A 22724-nucleotide genomic window follows, 5' to 3' on the forward strand; every position below is an offset into this window, starting at 1 on the left:
TAAAGCTGGCCCAGACTCACAATAAGCTAACTATAAACTTTCAACTGTACCATTAGTATAAACAATCAGAACAAGCCCTTCTCGCTTAACTATTTCAGCTGCCTTTTCATCACCAACCATAATAGTTCCTAACACTTGCTCTGCTGTATCACCACCGTCAGATTCAGCTAACATCAAAGTCACATTTTCAGCGTTCACTGCAGATAAAGTTTCAAGTTTAGTATCATATTTGACCATGAAGCTTCTTTGTTTATCGCTATTAGGAAGTTGATACTTCACATCAAGAACCAGCTTACCATCATCAAGGTCCGTTCTTTCGCCGCTCAGATTTAAATCAACATTATATTCACCGACCTTGACCTGTACATTAAGTGCAGCATTGATATCTAAGAATGTATCTTCATCTTCAACAACCGTTCCAAGTTCAGGTTGAGCCAAATACATATCGATTTTATATTCACCATCGACAGCCCAATCCATGTGTTCAGGTCTTGTAAAATCAGCTGCAACTTTTCCTAAACCATCAACATACCCATAAAAAGTGCGCCACTGAAATACACCTGGTTCATTTGGATCTGAAATCCATTGCCCTCTGAAACCGCCAATTTGAGCAGTAAAAATATCAACAGCCGTAAACGTTGCGAAATTACTGTTAATACCAAAGCTGCCAATCTCACTATTATAACGAATCGCTGAAGCTAACGACTCATATTCACCGCAATAGGATTCATAGGTATCAAAATCTATTATTTGGCCGCTACCATCAACGTATTCACCATTATCATTCATATATACTAAGTCATAGCATTGATAGTAATCAGCAACTTTATCTGTATTGGTATCTATTGGGCGATACAGCCGACTTAATTTTGGGCTAATTCGATCATTGTAAGAGTCCCATGAAGCAACTAACAATTCATCCCCCAAGTCACTTTCTTTACTTGATGACACAAGTTGTGATTGAGTTGACCCGCCATCTGAATAGGTTCGCGTGCTGTTAACGCTAACATTGAACTCATCGGTGCGCACTACGCTAACAACATCTTGGCTACCGCCCTCTACTGTAGCTGCTAGATTATTGGCGTTATTGCTAACACTTATAGTCAACAATTCATCTAAAATTGGCGATACAAGGTACGCATCTAAATCTACGTTAGCCCCGGCGCTGACCTGAACGTCATCATTAATTAAACGATAATCTCCTTCACCACCAACAGCAACGCCAAACCAACCATTTAAGGCGTCATTAAAATAATCACTCACACCTTTAATTGTAGTTGGGTCGACTTGGATCCCGATAAAGAGGCTTTCAACGGCTTCTTCGTAGCTATAAAACTCACCTTGTTGCTCATAAAAATTGAGTGCACTTAAACTTATTTGCTCACCATTTGGCGTGGTAAATAAACCATTATTATAATCAGTAAAGTATTGGTTAACGCGCTTTATAACAAACGGCTGGTAATATTCATCTTCTAATGATTTTTCTATGTATTCTACATAGCCATAAGTCAAATTATTAACTTGATTCTCGTAACTATAAAAGTAATATTGAGTGCCTTCAAACACAAATACTTCACGGCTAAATGAACCTTGAAAGTACCCTTCAATTTCAGTGGTTCTTTGAGCTTTCACTTGCCAGTTACCTAACTGCTCATTGGTTTTACTGTAAGTATAATTAGTCACAGTTTCACCGTTATTAACTGATAGTGATAACTCTGCATCGGCATTATCAACAGTGACTGCTGCAATATCTTCTTTCAACTTACCAAAACCCTTCAGCTCTGGCGGTGTATAAGTTGCTAAATCTTTAATATTAACCGTTGCGGTCGCTTTGATCATTTCACCTTGTTGTGATGAAAACTCGCCACTTAAGCTAACCATTTTTGGTAAGATAAGTGTGTCTTGCTCTAATGTATAATCCCATGCAGTTTCTGCATCATAGTTAGAAGTATCCGCGCTATAAACATTGACAGGTAAGAGCTCACCAGTGAGCGCCCCTTTAAAACTAATTGGGTTAGTTACTGTCTCTGTCGACTTTTGTGCAAGCTCCACAGTTAGACTCAGCTCTCCTTTTGTAGGCTCTGCATCCACATCGCCCGCTTCAATTTGCGCGCGTGTTACAGCACGGTCTAAACTGATTTTTGCATAACTACCCTGTGTAATCTCAAATTTAACTGCATCATTTTCAGCCATACCAGACAGCGCTAATTGATATTGCTGATTATCTTGTAACGCATTGATCGCGATATCAAGTGTCAGTGACTCTGTACCTGCCGCTGCGGTTACTTTAAACGTTAGATTTTCTTCATCAAGTATGACTGTACCTGTGCCACCTGTTGATAAGTAATCTTTTAAATCAAACATAGTTGCTGAATTATCAGTTTCTTGTCGTTGTTGATTAATTTGTGTAATTGCCTCTATTACATCGCTTAATAACGCAAAGCTATCACCCTGCTCTGCAACCATATCTCCTGCAGACTCAACTAAAGAAACAAACTTTTCACCTTCAGATTCAAAGTCTGCTCCTGACGATTTAGTCACATCAAATAGATTAGCAAACAGGCGAATATCATTAACCATAGCCGCGGCTTTTGCGATAGCATCACCTTGTGTTTGATCGCTAACTTTGCCTTTAATACGACCGCTGTCGCCCGCTTCTGCGGCCTTAGCCTTTTTTTCGTTTACGAGATTTGTTACTAACTGTTCAAGCGCATCTAAACCACTTAACTCTGTAACTAATTGAGGGTCTTTTTTTATTATTTCAATTAATTGCAATGTAGCTTGCTCAGCACCAGACAAAATATCTTCGACTGAAAATTCAAACTCGTCATCATCATCTGCTGCATTAGTAACTAAAATACCGCCATCAGCGGCGACTAAATCAGTAATTGCTGAGCTCAATTTAGCACTTACGTTATCTGTCCCAGCATCAGAGTATAATGCGTTTGCAATACCAGCATTGATCAACGCATAACGTACTGCAGAGATATTCTCTTCGTTTAAAATCGCTGAAGGATTTTCAATTGCGGTAGGCGCTAATGAATTTAATGCTCCGATCAGACCAAATACATTCGCAATTTGAGAATGTGCATCACTTACTGTTTGCTCAGTAATTGCACCACGACTTTGCGCAAGCTCAGTGGCAATATGCGTTAGTGGGGTGATGTTAGATGTGTTCTCGCTATTACTTTCACCTTGCGGCAGGTTTAATATTGATGTAAGTGAAAACTCAGGATCTTGAACCGTTAAATTAACGTCATCACCATAAGCTATCGTTTGATCTGCTTCATTTTTCCCACAACCTACGGGGGCATCACATACCATAATTGTCGGTGATGCGGTGTCTTGACTGGCTGATACTTTCACTTTAACAAGCCCTGCTCCCCCCTTCAACGAAACACTATAGTGACCCGTTTCATCTGTAACTAAACTAGAATCTCCAAGCTCATCGGCCGTCAATTCAATAGCTTCACCGTTTTCATATTTATAAAATGTCAGCTGTGCATTTTTTAATGTCCCTTTAGAGGCCACGCCTTTTACTTGTGCTTCACTTACAACTGGGGTGACCGGATCGGTAACAACAGGATCCGTTATTTCTGGTTTTTTATTGTCTGAAGACCCTCCACACCCTGATAGAACAGCAACTACACTTAATGCTAACAATGATTTTTTAAATTCCATTTGTATCCCTTTTATAATCAATTATTAAAAACCACTTCAGTTTAGCCAAAAAAGTAAAAAAAAACACCTACGAAATCGAGGTGTTTTTTCTCAGATAAATTGCCTAATTTTATCTCAATTCCAATACTGTTAAATCATCAAAAAAGCAATTAGACCTACACCGAGTAGTAATCTGTAGATCACAAACGGCATCATTCCCATACGCTCGATGATTTTCAAAAATAAGAAAATACAGGCATACGCTGAAATAAATGATAAACCAGCGCCTAAAATTAACGTAGTCCAATCAACTATCTCATCGCCTAATGCAAGCTCTACTGTGTAATAAAGCCCCATCATCGTGATGACAGGAATTGCCAGCAAAAATGAAAAACGCGCTGCGCTTTGCTTATTCATACCGAGCATCAAGCCTGCCGTCATGGTTATGCCTGAACGTGATGTACCCGGGATCATGGCCATGGCTTGCGCCATACCTATCATTAGTGCCGACTTCCAATTTAACTGGTAAATTGTTTTGGTTTGCTTGCCTTTTGCATCCGCATACCACAGTAATAAGCCAAATAAAATTGTGGTGATGGCGATAACCCAGGCACTGCGTAAATAAAGCTCAATTAAGTCTTTAAAAAGTAAACCCAGTACTGCAGCTGGTATAGTCCCTAAAATAATCCACCAGCCTAGTTTACTGTCGTCTGTTGTGCCTTGCGCACCAAATGATTTAAACCATGCGCCGAGTATTTCGACGACTTCTTTTCTAAAGTAAATAACAACTGCAATAAGCGTTCCAACATGTACAGCTACATCAAAGGCCAAGCCTTGATCTTGCCAGCCAAGAATTTGTGAAGGAAGAATAAGATGAGCGGAGCTTGATATAGGTAAAAACTCGGTCAATCCTTGGATAAGGGCTAAAACAATAATTTCAATAATGCTCATGGGTTAATAAACTCCACCTTCCATAGTTTTTGCTTGGGGTTGTTGTATGTACCCCATAACTGCGCGATCGTTTGCTTAGCTACAGGATGATAAAAATCAGGGGCTATCTCAGCCAGCGGCTGAAGTACAAATGCATTTTTTGTTATTTCATCACGAGGCAACTGAGCTGGCGAATCACAAACTATATCATCGTAAAAAAGTAGATCAAGATCGAGTGTTCTTGGGCTAAACTTTTTATCGTTTAGAGTACGGCCATTATCTCGTTCAATATTTTTTAATAACTCACACAGCTGTAATAACGGCATATCTGTTTGCGCGCCAACTACAGAGTTAAAGAAATTATTACCAGCAAAGCCAACAGCTTCGCTTTCAAACACTGAAGAATGCTCAATAGGAGTAAAATACGATTTAAGGGCAAGTAACGCTTGTTGAATATAATGTTCTTTATTAACATTCGAACCAAGGCTAATATAAATCTGTGCCATCTTAACTTGCCTTGCGACGGGTAATTTGCACACCTACAGTGTTTGCCTGTGCTACCGCTGCCGGCTTACTAACTCGAATAGTTACTTCATCAGTATTAAACTCAGCCAAAATAATTGCAGCCAATTGTTCAACCAATGTTTCTAATAACTCTAATGGTTTTGCTGTTGTATGAGCAATAACACGCTCACTCACCTTTGAGTAATCAAGTGCTAAATTGATATCGTCTGTTTTTGCCGCGGGTTTAATATCACACAGCATTTCGATATCAAAATATAAACTCTGCTTAGTTTCTTTTTCAAAATCGTATACACCTATGATAGTGTCAACATGTAGTTGCGATATAAAAACCTTATCCATAACTGCTCCAACTTACAAAGATTCAAACTCTATTTAAGAGTTTACATACGCTATATTTTGTATTTATAACGCTTATACACTTCAAGTGTGTTTTATTATGTAAAAATTAACCATACAATAGCCTATAGGCACAATTAAGTACGCGGATATTGAAATCGCAAATATATGCAAGGCTATTTTTGCGGCCAATGATAGCCGAAAAAGAATGATTTAAAAATAAGGAAGCGCGTGATAGCCGTTTTAATGTTAGTTTTAGCCTACTTACTAGGGTCGATTTCATCGGCTATCCTAGTGTCACGGCTATTCAAACTGCCCGATCCTCGTACTCATGGTTCAAATAACCCCGGCGCAACGAATGTTTACCGTCTAGGGGGAACATTACCCGCTTGTTTAGTTTTAGTCTTTGATATCCTAAAAGGTACCATTCCGGTATGGGGTGCTTATTTTTTACAATTAGATCCATTAACACTGGGCTTAATTGGTGTTGCTGCATGTTTAGGCCACATGTACCCTGTGTTTTTTCATTTTAAAGGCGGTAAGGCTGTTGCAACCGCTTTTGGCACATTACTACCAATTGGCTTATCTCTCGGTGGGTTACTAATATCAACATGGGTTGTTATAGTTGCAATTACACGTTACTCATCTTTAGGTGCTCTTGTCGCTGTTTCTTTAGCGCCACTCTACACATGGTGGATTAAGCCACTTTACACTCTGCCAGTTACATTTTTAACTATTTTGATTATTTTTCGCCACCGCGCAAATATTAAACGCTTATTTAGTGGTGAAGAACCTAAGATTGGCGACAAGAAAAAGTCGCCACCTAATAATACACCGACTAAATAGGATCTAAACTATCAATTGGCCAGCGAGGTTTAGTTTTCATATCAAGGCTTGCAAACTGCCCTGCTTTTAAACGCTGCATACCTGCATAAGCAATCATTGCACCGTTATCAGTACAAAACTCTGTACGCGGATAGTAAACCTCACCTTTCATGCCTTGCATCACACGTGCTAATTGCGCGCGTAATTGCACATTTGCACTTACCCCACCCGCCATCACAAGACGTTTAATGCCCGTTTGCTTTAACGCTCGCTTACATTTAATCACTAACGTATCGATCACTGCCGTTTGAAACGCATGTGCAATATCCGCTTTAGTTTGCTCATCATCGTCATTATTACGAATGGCTATTGCTGTTGCAGTTTTTAAACCACTGAAACTAAAATCCAATCCTGGTTTATCTGTCATCGGACGCGGAAAAACAAATCGCTTTGCAACACCTTGCTCTGCAAGCTTAGCTAACCTTGGGCCACCTGGATAATCCAGGCCCAGTAGTTTTGCTGTTTTATCAAATGCCTCGCCAGCTGCATCATCTACTGATTCACCTAAAACGTCGTATTGGCCAATACCTTCAACCTTAACCATCATGGTGTGCCCACCAGATACCAACAAAGCAATAAATGGGAATTCAGGAACGTTTTCTTCCAACATTGGTGCCAATAAATGCCCTTCCATATGATGTACTGCAACGGCTGGAATATTCCAGCCGTACGCAAGTGAACGACCAATAGAAGTACCCACTAATAATGCCCCTACCAACCCAGGACCTGCGGTATAAGCGATACCATCAATATCTTCAGGGCCGCATCCTGCTTGCTCAAATGCAGCATCTATTAATGGTAACGTTTTACGAACATGATCGCGTGATGCAAGCTCAGGAACAACACCACCATAATCAGCATGAACTTTAACCTGACTATATAACTGATGGGCAAGTAAACCCTGTTCATCATCGTAAATTGCAATACCAGTTTCATCACACGATGATTCAATACCTAAAATTCGCACGACTGTATTCTCCTAAACCAAATCTATTCTCTTGCAAATACTTTGCTTAATTTTATAAAGCTATGCCAATATTGGTTTGACCATCAGCGATTGCCAACTGCTTTAATGCTTTAGTGCTCTCAGATGTCACTCGCCCCATTTGCTCTACAAAATCGATCATTTCACCTAGCACTTCGATTTCATATTGCATTAACGGATGCTCTCTAATAGTTTGATTATCAGCAATCTCACCTTCTACTGTCAGTTGATACTCAATAAATCGAGCAACTGTCGCTTGTGATATTTTACTAATGCTAATAAATTCTTGCTCATCTTGAGCCATCAAACCATGCATCAAACTCAATAAAGCGGTAGCTGCATCAATCGCTGGGTAAGTACCAAACATATCAAAATCGGCTAATTCAGGAACATTAGGCTCTATTTTCTCAATTTGCTTTTCTAAATCGATTTTACTTTTTGGTAAGAGAATTTTTTCCCAACATACGTTAAGCGCACTGCGCAATATTGCTTCGTCACCAAACCCTGTTGCCTCACTGAACAAACCGTAATTAGGGAGCATACGCTCAATAAGTGCACCGGCTAATACCGCTTGTTGTAAATAGTTAAGCTCTCGTATACGCTGAAAATTATTCGCTTTAGTCATTCTGTAACGCCCTACAAGACCAACATATTTCAAATGTTGGTCCATTATGCTCATTACAATTGGGGCATACCCAATCAGGAGCGGATTGTTTTACTTGTGCGTAGTTTACCAATATTTGGCGCGCCTGGCGCTCTTTTATCGCAAAAACCTGTACCCTCACCTGAGTTTGATCTAAAGGGATTTCTCCAACAGCTCCTTGCAAAGACTCACCGAGTAACTGGCATTCAATGGAGCTATTTAGTAATAACCCTTTAACTATGTTCGCTTCGATAGCATCAGCTGCAGAATAGACCGTTAACCATTCAAAAGGTGCTTGTTCTGCGCTGTCATTCGTTATTTTATTTTGCAATACGAACCTCTTTTTACTTTGTGATTAATTGACCCTAAGCTACTCTAAGCAAGGTAATTATTATCTAGGAAGTCATCATGACCCTCACTACACCTGCACTACTTTTTCCTGCTATTTCTTTACTGCTGTTGGCATACACCAACCGGTTTTTAGTGTTAGCACAATTAATTCGGGAATTAAACGCCCGCGAAGGTGATACTATTCGCCCTCTCGTTGTAGCACAAATTACAAACCTAAGGAAACGCATTAAGCTCATAAGAACAATGCAAGTATATGGTGTTGCTTCATTTTTAATGTGTACGTTTTCAATGTTTGCATTATTTATAAAGTTTGACACTACCGGTGTCATTTTATTTGGCACCAGCTTAGCCTGCCTCGCCCTCTCTTTATTGACTTCGTTATATGAAATACATATTTCTTGTGATGCAATTGAAATAGAACTTAAAAACATTGAAAAAAAACCATTAAGCAATAAGGCAGACTAAAAAACAAGCACTATACTACTTAGGTGAATGATAAAACTAAGGGTGTAGATGTGAACGACTTTTTATTTTCTGAAGATGTAGTTACTGAAGAGTCGACTGCCCAGACTGAGCATGCGTTTTGGGAAATACTAGTCGTAGATGACGAAGATGACATCCACCAAGTAACCAAACTAGTGCTCTCTGGATTCACATTTGAAGATAAAGCACTACGTTTTCATCATGCCTACTCGGCTAAAGCTGCAAAGCAGTTGCTTAAACAAGATCTCGATTTTTCAGTTGGGTTAATTGATGTAGTTATGGAAACCAGCCATGCTGGTCTTGATCTTATTAAATTTATTCGTGATGAAATTAATAACCACGATATCCGCTTAATACTTCGTACAGGCCAACCTGGTGAGGCACCTGAAGAGTCAGTGATCCGTGAGTACGACATCAATGACTATAAAAATAAAACAGAATTAACAGCCATAAAGATGAAAACATTATTGTATTCCGCTCTTCGTGCCCACCGAGATATTCAAATTATTGAACGACATAAAAAAGGCTTGGAAAAAATTATTAATGCCTCAAGCTCTTTTTTAAAGTGTGAAAGTGTCCATGAATTCGCATCAACGATTTTATCCCATGTCACAAGCGTAATGGGCCTTGATGATGCTGAAATATATTGTGCAGCCGCTGTAAACCAACAAACTTCACCAGCTACAGATTTTAAACTACTTGCGGTTTCAGGTGTAGAGACTCAACCTAGTAACAATACAATCCCTGAAAATGTTAAAAATTTATTTGTAGAAGCTCACAATCGTAAATCCACGCAGGCAACCTCGCATGATTATATTGGCTACTTTCCAACACAAGCAGGCCTTGAAACGATGCTCTATGTTCACAAAGGGTCACAACTCGACCCAACTGAACATCAGCTATTGGAATTTTTCGCAAATAACATTGCCCTAGCCTACGATAATTTAAAACTGCGTGAAATTGTCAAAGAGTCACAAAAAGAACTTTCCTATATTTTAGGTGAAGCTGTTGAAAAACGTTCCAAGGAAACAGGTTCACACGTCAAGCGTGTTGCGCTTTATAGTGAGCTGCTCGCAAAATTATATGGACTCAATAATTTTGAATCGGAAATAATTAAACTAGCTTCACCACTGCATGATATTGGAAAAATAAGTATTCCTGATCAAATTTTAAATAAGCCTGGCAAGCTTGATCCTAAAGAATGGCAGATCATGCAAACTCATGCGCAAGTGGGTTATGAAATTCTCAGAGGTTCGTCTAATGAGGTACTACGATGCGGTTCTATGATCGCGCATTTACATCATGAAAAATGGGATGGCAGTGGCTATCCTAACCAGCTTTCGGGTAAAGATATACATATTGTAGGAAGAATTACAGCTCTTGCAGATGTATTTGATGCGCTGGGCAGTGACCGCTGTTATAAAAAAGCATGGCCATTAGATGATGTACTTAGTTTAATAAAACAGCAAAGTGGTCAACAGTTTGAACCTAAGTTAGTCGACATATTTATTAACAATTTAGAGCTTTTCCTCGAGATAAAAGAACGTTACCCTGATTAAATATTGTAACAATTGTGTAAAATGCACTTTTCAAATTAGGTACAATGCATTACTATCTATTAAAATAATACTATTTATGTTCGCCATTAGCGCGGCTTACTTATACAAAGGACTATAAAAGTGAGATTTGAACAATTAGAGCAGTTTGTAGCTTTGGGCCAGCTACGACATTTTCGCCAAGCGGCTGAAACGACAAAAATTAGCACATCAGCCTTAACTCGCAGCATTCAAACACTTGAAGATGAAGTTGGCTATGAATTAGTCAAGCGTTCAACTAGATCGGTAAAACTAACGTCTGAAGGGGAGCTGTTTTTAGAATATGCACAGCAAACCCTATCAGGCTTAGAAGATACAAAAAAGCGCTTATTTAAATCTCTTAATGGTTGCTCAAATGAAAAGCTTATTATTGGATATACGACCAAAGCCAGTGCAATAGTTCCTATTTCATGTGGTCAATTTTTAGCACAATATCCACACGTTAAAATTGAAATGCAACTGCAAGAACAAAGTGAATTAGTCCGTAAGCTACAATTGGGCGAAATTGATATTAGCGTATGCTCTCAAGCAATAAACAGTATCGGTAGCGATATCCACTTACCGGATCAGCTTATTTTATTTGTTTCTAAATTTCACCCGCTCGCAAATAAAAGTGATATTTGTAAACAAGACTTAAGCGATTACCCAATGTTTGGCTGCTTTTCACAGTCAAAACAAATTCAAACTATGCTCAATGAAGCAATCGATGGTATGAATAAAGCCGCCAGTATAAAAGTCGGTAGCATTGACCAAGTTATGGATGGCCTATGTAAATCGAACCATTTTGCGATTGCAAGTATCGAACATGCAAATACAGTTGCTGAAAACAACGATTTAGTACAACTGAAAACTAATAAAGATTTAGCTCATGAACAATTAATTGTACAAACGAGCCAACAAGTAACACCTGGCGATCACGTGAATCAATTACTGTCACTAATCGAAAAGACAGCGCTGTCAGCTAATTCATAATCTTAGTTGGTTATAACCGCGGTATTTTAGCGTTTCAAATGATGTGCTTAGTTATAAATAACAAGCACATCTGCCGTAGTTACATATTATTTAGGGTGTGTTGACTTTTCAGAATTAAAATTTGTTCAATCTAGAAGTAATACAATCGAAATCAGAGTGAACACCTCAACAGCAATAAGATTATTTTAATTTATTTTCAATAACTTAAAAAACCATTCCCTATTACAATAGCACCCTGTAAAACTAAACATCTACTCACTAAAACTCAGCCATGGGTCTTTATCTGGTTAGGGGACTTAAAAGCGAAAAAGCTAGCTTATCCTCCCCCTTACGCTAAACTTACGCACCTTAAGCTCACTCTGTAAATAATGACTTTAAAATCCCCCTCACAATGCTACCTAGATGATATTGAAATCAAAGGTTATGCTGTCATTGAAGACGCTTTTGATAGTACTTTTATAAATGCGTTATTAGATGACTGTCACCGTATTAACCCTAAGTTTAAATTAGCGGGTATTGGTCGTCAGCAAAATTTACAAGTCGATAAATCTATTCGTACCGATAAGACCTATTGGTTTGATCATAGTAGTCAAGCACAAACAGCATATCTGAACACAATGGAAGAGATGCGTAACAACCTTAACCGTTATTTTTTTCTCGGCTTATTTGATTACGAGTGCCATTATGCAAAGTATCAACAAGGCGATTTTTATAAAAAACATTACGATGCGTTTAAAGGCCGCTCCAACCGTGTATTTACAACTGTACTTTACTTAAACACTCCAAAATCAGGTGGTGAGTTAGTTATTTATAAACCTAAAAGTAAAGACACTGAAATAACCCTTAAACCAAAGTCGGGTACGCTTGTAATGTTTGAAAGCGAACGCTTTATGCATGAAGTACTTCCAACGGCAAATGATCGCTATTCTATCGCTGGATGGTTCAGGAAAAATGCATCAATCAGCGGTGTTATAGATCCACCACGCTAAATTATATATTAAGTGGCAAGGATGCCACTAAGCCTACAAAAACAGCCATACCAACATAGTGGTTGTTTAAAAAAGCCTTAAAACAACGCTCTCTATCACGAGTATGAATTAGAGATTGTTGATAGACTAAAAAGCCACATGCAACTAAAACACCTAGCCAATAGGGGGTATCTAAATCATTAATAACCCCGACTACAGCTAATAAAACAATAAACACCGTATTAAGGATAAAGATGATTAACCTATCAAAATGACCAAATAAGATAGCGGTAGATTTAACCCCGATCTTTAAATCATCATCTCTGTCGACCATTGCATACATAGTATCGTACGCCATAGTCCACAGGACATTAGCAGTAAATAATAACCACGCTTGAAGGGGGACATCTCCTGTGGCCGCCATATATGCCATCGGTATTGCCCAACCAAACGCAGCACCTAAAACCATTTGTGGCAAATGCGTATAACGCTTCATAAATGGATAACTAAAGGCCAATAACAGCGCCCCTACGGATAATAGCATTGTTGGCCAGCTCAGCAGTAAAACTAAACCAAAGGCAATAATGATCAATAACAAAAATAAACTTAGTGCCTCACCACTACACACCAGTCCTGCGGCAAGTGGCCGTTGCTCAGTACGTTTTACACTGCCATCAATTTCGCGGTCGGCATAATCATTGATCACACAACCCGCACTGCGCATTACAAATACACCCAAACTAAACACAATTAGATTAACCAAGCTAGGCGTTCCATTACTTGCCAACCATAAAGCCCAATATGTTGGCCATAACAACAACAACGTGCCAATTGGCTTATCTGTGCGCATTAGTTGTTTGTAATAAGGAATGTGGGCTTGCTGTAATGCGGCTAATTTCATGTGTAAATAAAGGCTCCAGGTAAGAATATTTCAGAGACCAAGAATCGGCTTTTCATTAACGAAAAAACACTTCGGCGTCCCCACAAATCCGTGGCTGTTGAAGAATATTGACTCACTAGCTGCTGGATACAATGCTGACGATCAAAACATGCAACTTCAATTTCTGTTCGTTTTAAATCTGGGTGTTGAAAGATAATGTCGCCCAGAGGTTTATTACCAAGCACGAGTAATTGCTGCTGTTGCATATCATCCGTAACCGGCAACCAACTTTGTGCATAGACCATAGGCAGGCCATCACACCACAGTAGTACCTCACGGTTTATTATTTTTTCATGTGAACAATCCAATAATTGCTGCTGCTCAAGAGTTAAAATACACTGTAACTCACTTAAAACCTGTACTGAAAAATCACGCCCATGGGACTTTAATTTAGCGGTCAGTGAACCGGGTTCAAGCAACCAGCTTTGCTCAGTTGTTGACAATGAATTTAATGCTGCGCCCCGCTGCCAATTGGCAGTGAGTGGTAGTGGGTATGTGATCACGATAGCTCTGTTTAATAATAACCAGATAAATGATACCACTGCCTGCGGTTTGGAAAAAGTGATGATTAATGAATATAATAACCCCTTCAGCCTGTATCTTGACCAGTATTACGTATAAACTAATGGTAATTAAATACGGGACTCTTTACTTAATATGAAAAAAACGCTTTACGCTAGTATATTAATTAGCACCTTGTTGCTTAGTTTATTTGGCAGCTTTGCGAGTCGTGCAGAAACAACGGTAGGCTATTTTGGCTTTGAACCAGACATTATTACCAACTATATTGGCCAAAGTAACAAAAAACTCGGTTATGTGCGTATTACCGTCGATTTAATGCTGAGCGATATGGCAAACATTGCCATCGTCGAACATCACACACCGCTGTTACGTGATGCGATTGTAGGGATTTTATCGAAAGAACCTGAAGAAAAAGTAAAGTCACTTACCGGTCGTGAAGAGATCCGTAAACGCTGTGCTGAAAAACTAAAAGCCCTATTAAAGCAAGAAACAGGGCAAGAAGTTATTCGCGAAGTGCTCTTTACTAAATATCTTTATCACTAGATTTTTTTACTGTAAATAATTGAGCGGTGAAGGCATAAGCCATACCGCTTAATAAGCCGCCTAAATGCGCCCAATTGGCCATACTTACAAATAACATATCTTCAAAGCCTAGTACTAGCCACACAAGCATAAATCCAATAATACCATTGCTGACTAACTCCGGTTGTTTAGGATTAAATTCGCGATAAATCCAGCAATAGCCAAGTAAACCGTATACGACCCCACTCAAGCCACCAAAATTAGGGCCAACCATAATAAACTCAGCCCAACTACTCAATAGCGCTGTAATAAGAAAAAGGCCTATTAGAGTACTCTTACCTGCCAGTTTTTCTATACCATTACCAAGGGTTATCCACCAAATAATATTAAACAACAAATGCACGGCACTAAAATGCACTATAGCAGGCGTTAACCATGTTAGTGGCTGATTTGGGTTAAACTGCAACACACTATAAATTGGCTCAAATCCACCGAGTGTAAACGCGATATAAATAGCAACACATAATAACGTTACCGTCTGATTTAACCAGCTTAGCGCTTTAAAGCGCGCTTTTAAATTAAGCGACTGCCCTTGGTAACTTAAAACAGATTGCGTGCTGCCCACTTGCCATGAAGCAGCCTGGTAGCGTTCATGATGAGGGTTTTCAACAAACTCTTCCCATAATGGTTGGGCTTGATGAAAATCACTTGAGGCAATACAAATAATCACTGCTTGTCCATTGCTAGAACGTAACTGCGCATCAAGGCCTTTGCTTTTTACGTAATCTATAAAGCCTTGTGCCGCGCGGGGATTATTAATACTGCCTAATTCAATCATCGCTCTACATTCTCCGGCAATTGTGCCTCCCATTGCGTAAAACCACCATCCATACTGTACACATCTTCAAACCCTTGCTCTGCTAAATAGCTGGCAGCCCCTTGTGAGCTCATACCGTGATAACACACGATAATAATAGGTTGATCAAACTCTTTATTCATCATGAATTCGCTAATGCTCGCGTTTGATAAATGCTCAGAGCCAGGGATATGCCCTGCTTGGAATGAGTTAGGATCACGAATATCTGCAATCACTACATCCTCTTTATTAAGGAGTGCTTGCGTCTGTGTAATTGAAATATGCTTAAATGCCATAATACTCTCTAAATATAAAAGGCGACCTAAGCCGCCCTTTTTTAAAATCTAAATTGAGCTAATCCCAATTTAAAATAACTTTACCTGATTGGCCTGAAATCATCATATCAAAGCCTGCTTGGAAGTCATCAATTGAATACTGATGAGTGATAATTGGATTAAGGTCTAAACCAGACTGAATAAGGCTGGCCATTTTGTACCATGTCTCAAACATTTCACGGCCGTAAATACCTTTAATCACCAAGCCTTTAAAGATCACTTGGTTCCAATCAACAGCCATATCTGATGGAGGAATACCCAACATGGCAATTTTACCGCCATGATTCATGTTATTTAACATACCATTAAATGCAACTGGTACACCTGACATCTCAAGACCAATATCAAAGCCTTCTGTCATACCTAGCTCTTTTATTACATCCTCAAGCTTTTCATTGGCAACATTAACGGCGCGAGTAGCACCCATTTTACGTGCTAAATCCAAGCGATATTCGTTTACGTCTGTAATAACTACATGGCGAGCACCCACATGTTTAGCAACGGCAGCAGCCATAATGCCGATCGGGCCAGCACCGGTGATCAAAACATCTTCACCCACTAAATCAAACGACAATGCGGTATGCACTGCATTACCAAATGGGTCAAAAATAGAGGCTAATTCATCGCTGATATTATCCGGTATTTTAAATGCATTAAATGCAGGGATCACTAAATACTCGGCAAACGCACCTTCACGGTTTACACCAACACCCGTGGTGTTGCGGCATAAATGTACTCGTCCAGCACGGCAATTACGACAATGCCCACATGTAATATGACCCTCGCCTGAAACGCGATCACCAACACTAAAACCACGGACTTCTTGGCCCATATCAACCACTTCACCTACATATTCATGGCCAACAACCATAGGTGTTGGAATGGTGTTTTGCGCCCACTCATCCCATTTATAAATATGTACGTCGGTACCACAAATTGCAGTTTTACGGATTTTAATTAATAAATCGTTATGGCCAACTTCAGGTTTTGGCGCATCTGTCATCCAAATACCGGGTTCTGCTTTTAATTTAGATAATGCTTTCATGAATCACACTCAATAAAAAACCGCGACAAAAGCGCGGCTTAAAATAATAAATTAGATAACGCCCATTTCTTTACCAATGCGGGTAAAGGCTGCAATTGCGGTGTCTAGTTGTTCAATGCTGTGCGCCGCAGAGATTTGCGTACGGATACGTGCTTGGCCTTTTGGCACAACAGGGAATGAAAAACCTGTAACATAAATACCTTCAGCCAATAACTTATCAGCCATAGCTGATGCGACTTTTGCATCACCTAGCATCACTGGAATAATCGCGTGATCTTTACCTGCACACGTAAAACCTGCGGCTTCCATTTGTTCACGGAAGTACTTAGCATTTGACCATAATTTAGCACGAAGCTCACTGCCATCAGCTAACATTTCAAGCACTTTAATTGAGGCCGTTACAATTGAAGGGGCTAGTGAATTAGAGAATAAATATGGACGTGAACGCTGACGTAGCCATTCAACAATCTCTTTTTTACCCGATGTATAACCACCCGATGCGCCACCAAGCGCTTTACCTAATGTGCCTGTAATAATATCAACACGATCTAACACATTGCAATATTCAGGTGTTCCTTTGCCGTTTTCGCCAACAAAGCCTACTGCGTGAGAATCATCAACCATTACTAATGCATTGTATTTATCAGCAAGGTCACAAACGGCTTCTAAATTACAAATAACACCGTCCATTGAAAACACGCCATCAGTTGCAATTAATTTATTTTTAACGCCGGCTTCGTCTGCTGCAATAAGTTGTTTTTCAAGGTCAACCATGTCGTTATTAGCGTAACGAAAACGCTTAGCTTTACACAAACGTACGCCATCGATAATTGAGGCGTGGTTTAATGAATCAGAGATAATCGCGTCATCAGGACCCAAAATCGTTTCAAATAATCCCGTGTTAGCATCAAAACATGAAGAATATAAAATGGTATCTTCAGTTTCTAAAAACTCACTGATTTTTTTCTCTAACGTTTTATGAATATCTTGTGTACCACAAATAAAGCGAACAGATGCCACACCAAACCCATGATCATTTAAGCCATTTTGCGCAGCTTGAATTAATTCAGGGCTATTGGCTAAGCCTAAGTAGTTATTTGCACAAAAGTTAATTACTTTATCTCCAGAAGCAACTTCAATTTGCGCTTGCTGTTGAGAGGTAATTATACGTTCGTTTTTATATAGGCCTTCGGCTTTAACATCTTCAATTTGCTGTTGAAGTTGGCTAAAAAATGCAGATGCTCTCATCTGTAGTCTCCAATTTATTGAACGGGGTTAGCGCGAATAATATAACGCGCAGCTCATCTTTGTGGCTATTGTAAAAGTTTAGCTAAACAAATGCACTGTTTGTAGTTCGTCGCAGAAAAAATAGGCTGCCATTAATGATCATTATTGAGGTAACAATATATGAGGCAAATCAGCTAATGAATCGCAAACATGGTGCGCAGACTCAATAACACTCATCTCAAAACGTTGCCCAGATCGTACAAGTACTCGCGTTGCAATACTCGCGGCACTTGCCGCTTGCATATCACTGATCTTATCCCCCACCATAATACTTTGCGCAGGGTCGATATTATGCTCTTTAATACCCTGTAATAACATGCCTGGAGCCGGCTTACGACAGTCGCACTCTTTAAGATAATTTGGCTGTGCGTTTTTAGGGTGGTGTGGGCAAAAGTACACATCGGTTACTCGCACATTGTGCTGATTAAATTGTGCAATCATCCAGTGTGTTAAAGCGTTGAAGTCCGCCTCATTATAATATCCACGGCCAATACCTGACTGATTAGTCACTATAATTAATTTATATCCAGCATCTACAAATGCTTTACAGGCTTGAAAAACGCCGGGTACAAATTCAAACTTTTCAGGCTCATAAACATAGCCATGGTCAATGTTAACCACGCCATCACGGTCTAAAAACAATGCTTTATTGGGATTCATAATGGTGGCTCTATATCATTATTTATTTCAAGAACAACCCTTTCAAACATGACAATCACATCATCAACTTGTATTTGGCTCATTAACTCACTGCCTTTAATGCGCGTGCCCCAAGGTAATTGTTCCGCTGTTTTGCCTGTTTGTTTAAGTAAATTTTGATGATACACCTCAACCACATAGTCTTGGTATAAATACGGCCCAGTGCGTTTTGGGTTTGAATGTGCATATAAGCCTATCACTGGAGTACCCACTGTAACCGCCATATGTCCAGGCCCCGTATCTGGAGCAAGCACCAATTCAGCACGTTTTAATACACATAAAAGTTCTTTGAGCTTCGTTTTACCCACTAAATTTAAAATAGGTGTTTGCGTATTAGCAATAATTTGCGCGCTAAGCTCAATTTCTAAAGGAGTAGGTCCGCCCGTAATAACGACATTAAACCCTTTACTATGTGCATGTTCAGCCATTTTTGCGTAACGCTCTGCCAACCAATTACGCTCTTTTTTACTGGCCGCTGGTGATATCACAAAAATACGCCCAGCTAAACGCTCAGCGCCAAGTAATTGATCCGCAATAGCCTGATCTTCACAGCTTACGGGCATCTTCCAAGTAGGCTGATAATCAGGCACGCCGATGGCGTGAGTAAAGCCTTTAAAGCCTTCTAATACATGTGCTTGCTGCGCAGGTGCTATACGCTTATTAATAAATAAACTATGTAACTCTTTTGACCGCGCCCAATCAAAACCCACTTTTGTTTTTGCAGGAATACAACGTGCCACTAAGTTCGCGCGCAATGCAACTTGCATATGCAGCAAAACATCAAACATGCGACCTTTAAATTGTTGCTTTAACTGCTGATAAGCCACTTTACCTTGCTTTTTATCAAACACCACCAGCTCTACGCCAGGTAAACCAGCTAAGAGCATCGCCTCAACTTTTCCTACCACCCAAGTTATTTTGGCATTAGGGTGTGCTTTTTGAATTGCTTGTACCGCTGAAACGCCATGGCACACATCACCAATTGCTGAAAGTCTTAAAATACAGATGTCTGAATAACTAGGAATTTGGCTCACTGGCGCTCTTCACTTAACAATAAACTATGGCTTGATCTTAAATTAACCACTCGCTATTGCAAGCACTTATGCTCCGCTTTAAAACAGGTTAATATACCCTTATCGGTTGTTATAAAGTAAATACGCTATGTTTAACCAACAAACCATTAATGAACACATTCTTTTAAGTCATCCAGAGCACAGCGCCCAAGTTAGCTTAAACTGGTTTGATAATGAATATTGGCAGCAGCAAAAAAAAATTGTCGGTACAAAAAAAGGCCGCGCAACAGCATGGTTTTTTTGTCATGACAAATTAACAGCGGTACTCAGGCACTATTGGCGAGGAGGTTTAGTAGGTAAAGTATTGAGCGATCAATACTTGTATTTAGGCCTTGAAAAAACACGCGTTTATCAAGAGTTTAATTTGATGATAAAACTCACTGAGTTAGGCCTAAATGTACCAAAACCAATTGCAGCTAAAGTTTCAAAATGTGGTTTAATTTACCGTGGTGATATTATTACCCAAGCTATAGCTGGCGCACAAAGTGTACTTGATGTTTTAAAGCAACGCCCTTTCACCGAGCAAGAGTTAACAAAAGTAGCAGATACGATTGCTAACTTTCATAACCATGGCGTGTATCACGCAGATTTAAATATCAATAACATCCTGTTTGATGAAACTGGTGAGGTCTATATTATCGACTTTGATCGCGGCGAACTAAAAACACCGACAAAACAATGGCAGCAAGCTAATATGGCCCGCCTTGCTCGTTCGTTCAATAAAGAGCAAGGTCGTAACCAAGTGATGCATTGGCAGCAAAACGACTGGCAGCATCTTGAATATGCGTACCAGTCAGCCTTAAGGGATTAACTTAAGCTAATTGCCCAAGGTAACTAATTAAAATAGTTAAGCTTTAATTTTACTGATCACTTTAGATGTAGAACAGCCATTTAAAAATTCAAGCACCTCTACTTTTCCGCCATGGCGCAGTACGTGCTCCGCACCTGCAATTTGATCAACCGTGTAATCGCCGCCCTTCACTAAAATATCAGGACTGATCTGTTCGATTAATTTAGCTGGGGTGTCGTTTTCATCTAAGCTACCAAATGGTATAACCCAATCAACTGAAGCCAGTGCACTTAACACCATTGCGCGCTCATCAAGCGGATTGATTGGGCGCTCAGGGCCTTTTAAGCGAGTAATTGATTCGTCATTATTTAAACCAACAACGAGACGATCACCTCGTGCTTTTGCCTGTGCTAAATAACGTACATGACCTGCGTGTAAAATATCAAAACAGCCATTCGTAAATACAATTGTTTCGCCATTTTGCTTAGCAAATTCAATATGCTGAAGCACATCATCAAATGGGGTTTGATAATGCTCACCCGTTTTTTGTAAATACTGACCTAGTTTACGGCTCAGCTCTTCAGGCGACACGGTTGCAGCGCCTAATTTACTCACCGCAATCCCCGCGGCAAGGTTCGCTATTTCTACCGCATCTTTAGGCTTCATGCCCGCACCAAGCATAACAGCGAGGGTTGCAATTACAGTATCACCCGCGCCAGTTACATCACTCACTTCAAGCTGCTGTGCTGCAAAATCATGTTTTTCATTAGCACTAATAAGCGACATTCCTTGCTCTGAACGAGTCAGTAGCATTGCTGCAACGCCCGCATCTTTGATTAACTGACGCGCACTGTCAGTAAGGTTTTTCTCAGAGTCAGTTTTACCACCAGCTAGCTTAAATTCATTTAAGTTAGGAGTAATGTAATCAGCACCACGATAAAGATTTAAATCCGATGACTTAGGATCAATTAATACCGTTTTACCTGCTTTTTTTGCCATTGTGATCATTTGCTGGATCAACGAAAGTGAGCCTTTGTTGTAATCAGAGAACAATACAAAATCATACTGATCTAGTACCAACTCTAGGCGATTCAACAACAACTGGCTATGCTGCTCTGTAAACATTTCTTCTAAGTCTAAGCGCACTACTTGTTGGTGACGGCTAATAACACGCATTTTTGAAATAGTCGGCAAATCGCATACACTCACAAGTTGTGAGTCAATACGCTCATCTGCCAGTATATTTTCAAGGATTTGACCGCTTTCGTCTTCACCAATCAACCCAAGCAGACCTACCTTGCCATCTAAACGAGCAATGTTCTTTGCCACATTGGCAGCGCCACCCGCTTTGTCTTCAAATTTACTAACTTTAACAATGGGAACTGGAGCCTCAGGTGAGATACGTCCTGAATCACCATGCCAGTAGCGATCGAGCATTACATCGCCAACAACCAGTATTCTCGCATTTGATAAATGTTTAAATAGCGCTAAATCCATTTACTTTTCCCCGCTACAACCATATCAATCGCTTCACAAAGCCAATGGCCAATAAACATGTGCGCCTCTTGAATACGGGCGGTTTCATCATCTTTAATTATGATCGGTAGCTTAGCAATATCTTTTACTTTACCGCCATCACGCCCAGTTAACGCAACGGTGTAAGCACCAATCTCATTTGCAGCCGCTAACGCTAAATTAATGTTGGCACTAGTACCTGAGGTTGTTAAACCTATAACTAAATCTTCAGGCTTGCACAGTGCAAGAACTTGGCGCTCAAATACAGTGTCAAAATGATAGTCGTTACTATGCGCCGTTAAAATTGACGTATCGGTTGTTAGTGCCATTGATGCCAATGGCCCACGCTCTAATTTATAACGCACAACAAATTCTGCGGCTAAATGCTGCGCATCTGCTGCGCTGCCACCATTACCAAACCATACCACTTTGCCACCAGCTTCGAGTGCGCTATGACACACTTCAAGCAATTGCATGACTTGTGGATGGTACATTTGCATTGTTTCAAACAATGCTTGGTGACGTGCTAGACTTTCAAGGTAGCTGCTTGCTACTGAATCAACATTAGACATTTATAATCCTCTCAAAATTAGTCTGACTAGCTACTATCAAAAAGGCGCTACTGATAAACAAGCATAGTCTTCACTAAACCACTATCACTGTGTGCGAAGCAGTTTTATATATTTTATTTGCGGCTATTACTAAAATGGTTTGTCGTATTAGGAGCCCTATAATGATGCATTCAAAGCGAGCTTCGGCTTTTTATAGCGAATTTAAATACCAACACTATTATTATTTTTGCAAAGA

The 22724-nt window shown here is 39.8% G+C and carries 24 protein-coding genes; 7 read left to right on the plus strand and 17 right to left on the minus strand.

From position 1 onward, the window contains the following. Window positions 1-30: 30 nt before the first annotated feature. The 4 genes from HJP15_RS04105 to folB all read right to left on the minus strand — a co-directional run bounded on the left by HJP15_RS04105 (window position 31) and on the right by folB (window position 5454). The gene (locus tag HJP15_RS04105; RefSeq protein ID WP_170173121.1) at window positions 31-3681 is read right to left on the minus strand and encodes a hypothetical protein; all 3651 of its coding nucleotides are present in this window, start codon (window positions 3679-3681) and stop codon (window positions 31-33) included. 129 nt (window positions 3682-3810) lie between these two features. After that, complete coding sequence (locus tag HJP15_RS04110; RefSeq protein ID WP_054204345.1) at window positions 3811-4611, minus strand: undecaprenyl-diphosphate phosphatase; 801 nt, start codon at window positions 4609-4611, stop codon at window positions 3811-3813. Continuing rightward, on the minus strand, window positions 4608-5096 hold the full coding sequence (gene folK / locus HJP15_RS04115) for a 2-amino-4-hydroxy-6-hydroxymethyldihydropteridine diphosphokinase (RefSeq protein WP_170173122.1): 489 nt from the start codon (window positions 5094-5096) through the stop codon (window positions 4608-4610). The genes HJP15_RS04110 and folK overlap by 4 nt, the downstream gene beginning before the upstream one ends. Before the next feature lies 1 nt (window position 5097). Further along, window positions 5098-5454: a dihydroneopterin aldolase gene (folB, locus tag HJP15_RS04120; RefSeq protein WP_054204347.1), complete on the minus strand. Its 357-nt coding sequence runs from the start codon at window positions 5452-5454 to the stop codon at window positions 5098-5100. Between the two features lie 228 nt (window positions 5455-5682). On the opposite strand from folB, the gene plsY reads away from it, so the two are divergent. Beyond that, on the plus strand, window positions 5683-6297 hold the full coding sequence (gene plsY, locus HJP15_RS04125; RefSeq protein WP_054204348.1) for a glycerol-3-phosphate 1-O-acyltransferase PlsY: 615 nt from the start codon (window positions 5683-5685) through the stop codon (window positions 6295-6297). Here the strand turns inward: plsY and tsaD are convergent. The 3 genes from tsaD to HJP15_RS04140 are packed head-to-tail and all read right to left on the minus strand — an operon-like array spanning window position 6290 to window position 8295. Continuing rightward, window positions 6290-7303, minus strand: a complete 1014-nt coding sequence (gene tsaD, locus HJP15_RS04130; RefSeq protein WP_054204349.1) for a tRNA (adenosine(37)-N6)-threonylcarbamoyltransferase complex transferase subunit TsaD — start codon at window positions 7301-7303, stop codon at window positions 6290-6292. The two genes, plsY and tsaD, sit on opposite strands and share 8 nt — an antisense overlap. Before the next feature lie 52 nt (window positions 7304-7355). Next, window positions 7356-7946: a YjaG family protein gene (locus HJP15_RS04135; protein WP_054204350.1), complete on the minus strand. Its 591-nt coding sequence runs from the start codon at window positions 7944-7946 to the stop codon at window positions 7356-7358. Continuing rightward, a complete protein-coding gene (locus HJP15_RS04140) occupies window positions 7939-8295 on the minus strand; it encodes a putative signal transducing protein (protein WP_054204351.1) in 357 nt (118 codons plus the stop codon). Before HJP15_RS04140 ends, HJP15_RS04135 begins: the two co-directional genes overlap by 8 nt. A gap of 77 nt (window positions 8296-8372) precedes the next feature. Here HJP15_RS04140 and HJP15_RS04145 point away from each other — a divergent pair, with 77 nt between their 5' ends. The 4 genes from HJP15_RS04145 (at window position 8373) to HJP15_RS04160 (ending at window position 12354) form a co-directional block, all read left to right on the plus strand. Next, on the plus strand, window positions 8373-8780 hold the full coding sequence (locus HJP15_RS04145) for a DUF2721 domain-containing protein (RefSeq protein ID WP_054204352.1): 408 nt from the start codon (window positions 8373-8375) through the stop codon (window positions 8778-8780). Between the two features lie 50 nt (window positions 8781-8830). Beyond that, window positions 8831-10357 carry a DUF3369 domain-containing protein gene (locus HJP15_RS04150; protein ID WP_054204379.1) on the plus strand — a complete coding sequence of 509 codons (1527 nt, stop codon included), beginning with the start codon at window positions 8831-8833 and terminating at the stop codon, window positions 10355-10357. 120 nt (window positions 10358-10477) lie between these two features. Next, a complete protein-coding gene (locus HJP15_RS04155; protein WP_054455105.1) occupies window positions 10478-11365 on the plus strand; it encodes a LysR family transcriptional regulator in 888 nt (295 codons plus the stop codon). Window positions 11366-11733: 368 nt separating this feature from the next. Next, the gene (locus HJP15_RS04160; protein ID WP_170173123.1) at window positions 11734-12354 is read left to right on the plus strand and encodes a 2OG-Fe(II) oxygenase; all 621 of its coding nucleotides are present in this window, start codon (window positions 11734-11736) and stop codon (window positions 12352-12354) included. Between the two features lies 1 nt (window position 12355). Here HJP15_RS04160 and ubiA read toward each other — a convergent pair whose 3' ends face one another. Further along, a complete protein-coding gene (gene ubiA / locus HJP15_RS04165; protein WP_054204355.1) occupies window positions 12356-13234 on the minus strand; it encodes a 4-hydroxybenzoate octaprenyltransferase in 879 nt (292 codons plus the stop codon). Continuing rightward, the gene (locus tag HJP15_RS04170; RefSeq protein ID WP_170173124.1) at window positions 13231-13776 is read right to left on the minus strand and encodes a chorismate lyase; all 546 of its coding nucleotides are present in this window, start codon (window positions 13774-13776) and stop codon (window positions 13231-13233) included. Before HJP15_RS04170 ends, ubiA begins: the two co-directional genes overlap by 4 nt. Before the next feature lie 154 nt (window positions 13777-13930). Here HJP15_RS04170 and HJP15_RS04175 point away from each other — a divergent pair, with 154 nt between their 5' ends. Then, window positions 13931-14338 carry a flagellar basal body-associated protein FliL gene (locus HJP15_RS04175; RefSeq protein ID WP_054204356.1) on the plus strand — a complete coding sequence of 136 codons (408 nt, stop codon included), beginning with the start codon at window positions 13931-13933 and terminating at the stop codon, window positions 14336-14338. Here HJP15_RS04175 and glpG read toward each other — a convergent pair. From glpG to HJP15_RS04205, 6 genes are all read right to left on the minus strand, one after another. After that, window positions 14319-15155: a rhomboid family intramembrane serine protease GlpG gene (glpG, locus tag HJP15_RS04180; RefSeq protein WP_170173142.1), complete on the minus strand. Its 837-nt coding sequence runs from the start codon at window positions 15153-15155 to the stop codon at window positions 14319-14321. The genes HJP15_RS04175 and glpG overlap by 20 nt on opposite strands. Further along, a complete protein-coding gene (gene glpE / locus HJP15_RS04185) occupies window positions 15152-15469 on the minus strand; it encodes a thiosulfate sulfurtransferase GlpE (protein WP_170173125.1) in 318 nt (105 codons plus the stop codon). The genes glpG and glpE overlap by 4 nt, the downstream gene beginning before the upstream one ends. Before the next feature lie 58 nt (window positions 15470-15527). Beyond that, a complete protein-coding gene (gene tdh, locus HJP15_RS04190) occupies window positions 15528-16553 on the minus strand; it encodes an L-threonine 3-dehydrogenase (RefSeq protein WP_054204359.1) in 1026 nt (341 codons plus the stop codon). Between the two features lie 51 nt (window positions 16554-16604). Next, window positions 16605-17801, minus strand: coding sequence for a glycine C-acetyltransferase (locus tag HJP15_RS04195; protein WP_054204360.1), 1197 nt, complete (start codon window positions 17799-17801; stop codon window positions 16605-16607). Between the two features lie 141 nt (window positions 17802-17942). Then, a complete protein-coding gene (gene gmhB / locus HJP15_RS04200; protein ID WP_054204361.1) occupies window positions 17943-18500 on the minus strand; it encodes a D-glycero-beta-D-manno-heptose 1,7-bisphosphate 7-phosphatase in 558 nt (185 codons plus the stop codon). Then, window positions 18497-19573 carry a glycosyltransferase family 9 protein gene (locus tag HJP15_RS04205; RefSeq protein ID WP_170173126.1) on the minus strand — a complete coding sequence of 359 codons (1077 nt, stop codon included), beginning with the start codon at window positions 19571-19573 and terminating at the stop codon, window positions 18497-18499. The genes gmhB and HJP15_RS04205 overlap by 4 nt, the downstream gene beginning before the upstream one ends. Before the next feature lie 127 nt (window positions 19574-19700). On the opposite strand from HJP15_RS04205, the gene HJP15_RS04210 reads away from it, so the two are divergent. Beyond that, window positions 19701-20423 (plus strand): 3-deoxy-D-manno-octulosonic acid kinase, encoded by a 723-nt coding sequence (locus HJP15_RS04210; protein WP_054455093.1) that lies wholly within the window; start codon window positions 19701-19703, stop codon window positions 20421-20423. Window positions 20424-20459: 36 nt separating this feature from the next. On the opposite strand, the gene hldE is transcribed toward HJP15_RS04210, so the two are convergent. Both hldE and HJP15_RS04220 read right to left on the minus strand, forming a co-directional pair. Further along, on the minus strand, window positions 20460-21899 hold the full coding sequence (gene hldE / locus HJP15_RS04215) for a bifunctional D-glycero-beta-D-manno-heptose-7-phosphate kinase/D-glycero-beta-D-manno-heptose 1-phosphate adenylyltransferase HldE (protein WP_054204364.1): 1440 nt from the start codon (window positions 21897-21899) through the stop codon (window positions 20460-20462). Beyond that, window positions 21890-22489: an SIS domain-containing protein gene (locus tag HJP15_RS04220; RefSeq protein ID WP_170173127.1), complete on the minus strand. Its 600-nt coding sequence runs from the start codon at window positions 22487-22489 to the stop codon at window positions 21890-21892. Before HJP15_RS04220 ends, hldE begins: the two co-directional genes overlap by 10 nt. Window positions 22490-22724: the final 235 nt, after the last annotated feature.

Source organism: Pseudoalteromonas sp. NEC-BIFX-2020_002 (assembly GCF_013002825.1).
Classification (GTDB): domain Bacteria; phylum Pseudomonadota; class Gammaproteobacteria; order Enterobacterales; family Alteromonadaceae; genus Pseudoalteromonas; species Pseudoalteromonas neustonica.

Coding starts and splice junctions, on each gene's coding strand:
- glpE (WP_170173125.1), bottom strand. CDS start 15,469: ATGGCATTTAAGCATATTTCAATTACACAGACGCAAGCACTCCTTAAT.
- hldE (WP_054204364.1), bottom strand. CDS start 21,899: ATGGATTTAGCGCTATTTAAACATTTATCAAATGCGAGAATACTGGTT.
- ubiA (WP_054204355.1), bottom strand. CDS start 13,234: ATGAAATTAGCCGCATTACAGCAAGCCCACATTCCTTATTACAAACAA.
- HJP15_RS04145 (WP_054204352.1), top strand. CDS start 8,373: ATGACCCTCACTACACCTGCACTACTTTTTCCTGCTATTTCTTTACTG.
- HJP15_RS04195 (WP_054204360.1), bottom strand. CDS start 17,801: ATGAGAGCATCTGCATTTTTTAGCCAACTTCAACAGCAAATTGAAGAT.
- HJP15_RS04220 (WP_170173127.1), bottom strand. CDS start 22,489: ATGTCTAATGTTGATTCAGTAGCAAGCAGCTACCTTGAAAGTCTAGCA.
- tdh (WP_054204359.1), bottom strand. CDS start 16,553: ATGAAAGCATTATCTAAATTAAAAGCAGAACCCGGTATTTGGATGACA.
- gmhB (WP_054204361.1), bottom strand. CDS start 18,500: ATGAATCCCAATAAAGCATTGTTTTTAGACCGTGATGGCGTGGTTAAC.
- HJP15_RS04175 (WP_054204356.1), top strand. CDS start 13,931: ATGAAAAAAACGCTTTACGCTAGTATATTAATTAGCACCTTGTTGCTT.
- glpG (WP_170173142.1), bottom strand. CDS start 15,155: ATGATTGAATTAGGCAGTATTAATAATCCCCGCGCGGCACAAGGCTTT.
- HJP15_RS04160 (WP_170173123.1), top strand. CDS start 11,734: ATGACTTTAAAATCCCCCTCACAATGCTACCTAGATGATATTGAAATC.
- folK (WP_170173122.1), bottom strand. CDS start 5,096: ATGGCACAGATTTATATTAGCCTTGGTTCGAATGTTAATAAAGAACAT.
- HJP15_RS04210 (WP_054455093.1), top strand. CDS start 19,701: ATGTTTAACCAACAAACCATTAATGAACACATTCTTTTAAGTCATCCA.
- HJP15_RS04135 (WP_054204350.1), bottom strand. CDS start 7,946: ATGACTAAAGCGAATAATTTTCAGCGTATACGAGAGCTTAACTATTTA.
- folB (WP_054204347.1), bottom strand. CDS start 5,454: ATGGATAAGGTTTTTATATCGCAACTACATGTTGACACTATCATAGGT.
- HJP15_RS04110 (WP_054204345.1), bottom strand. CDS start 4,611: ATGAGCATTATTGAAATTATTGTTTTAGCCCTTATCCAAGGATTGACC.
- HJP15_RS04105 (WP_170173121.1), bottom strand. CDS start 3,681: ATGGAATTTAAAAAATCATTGTTAGCATTAAGTGTAGTTGCTGTTCTA.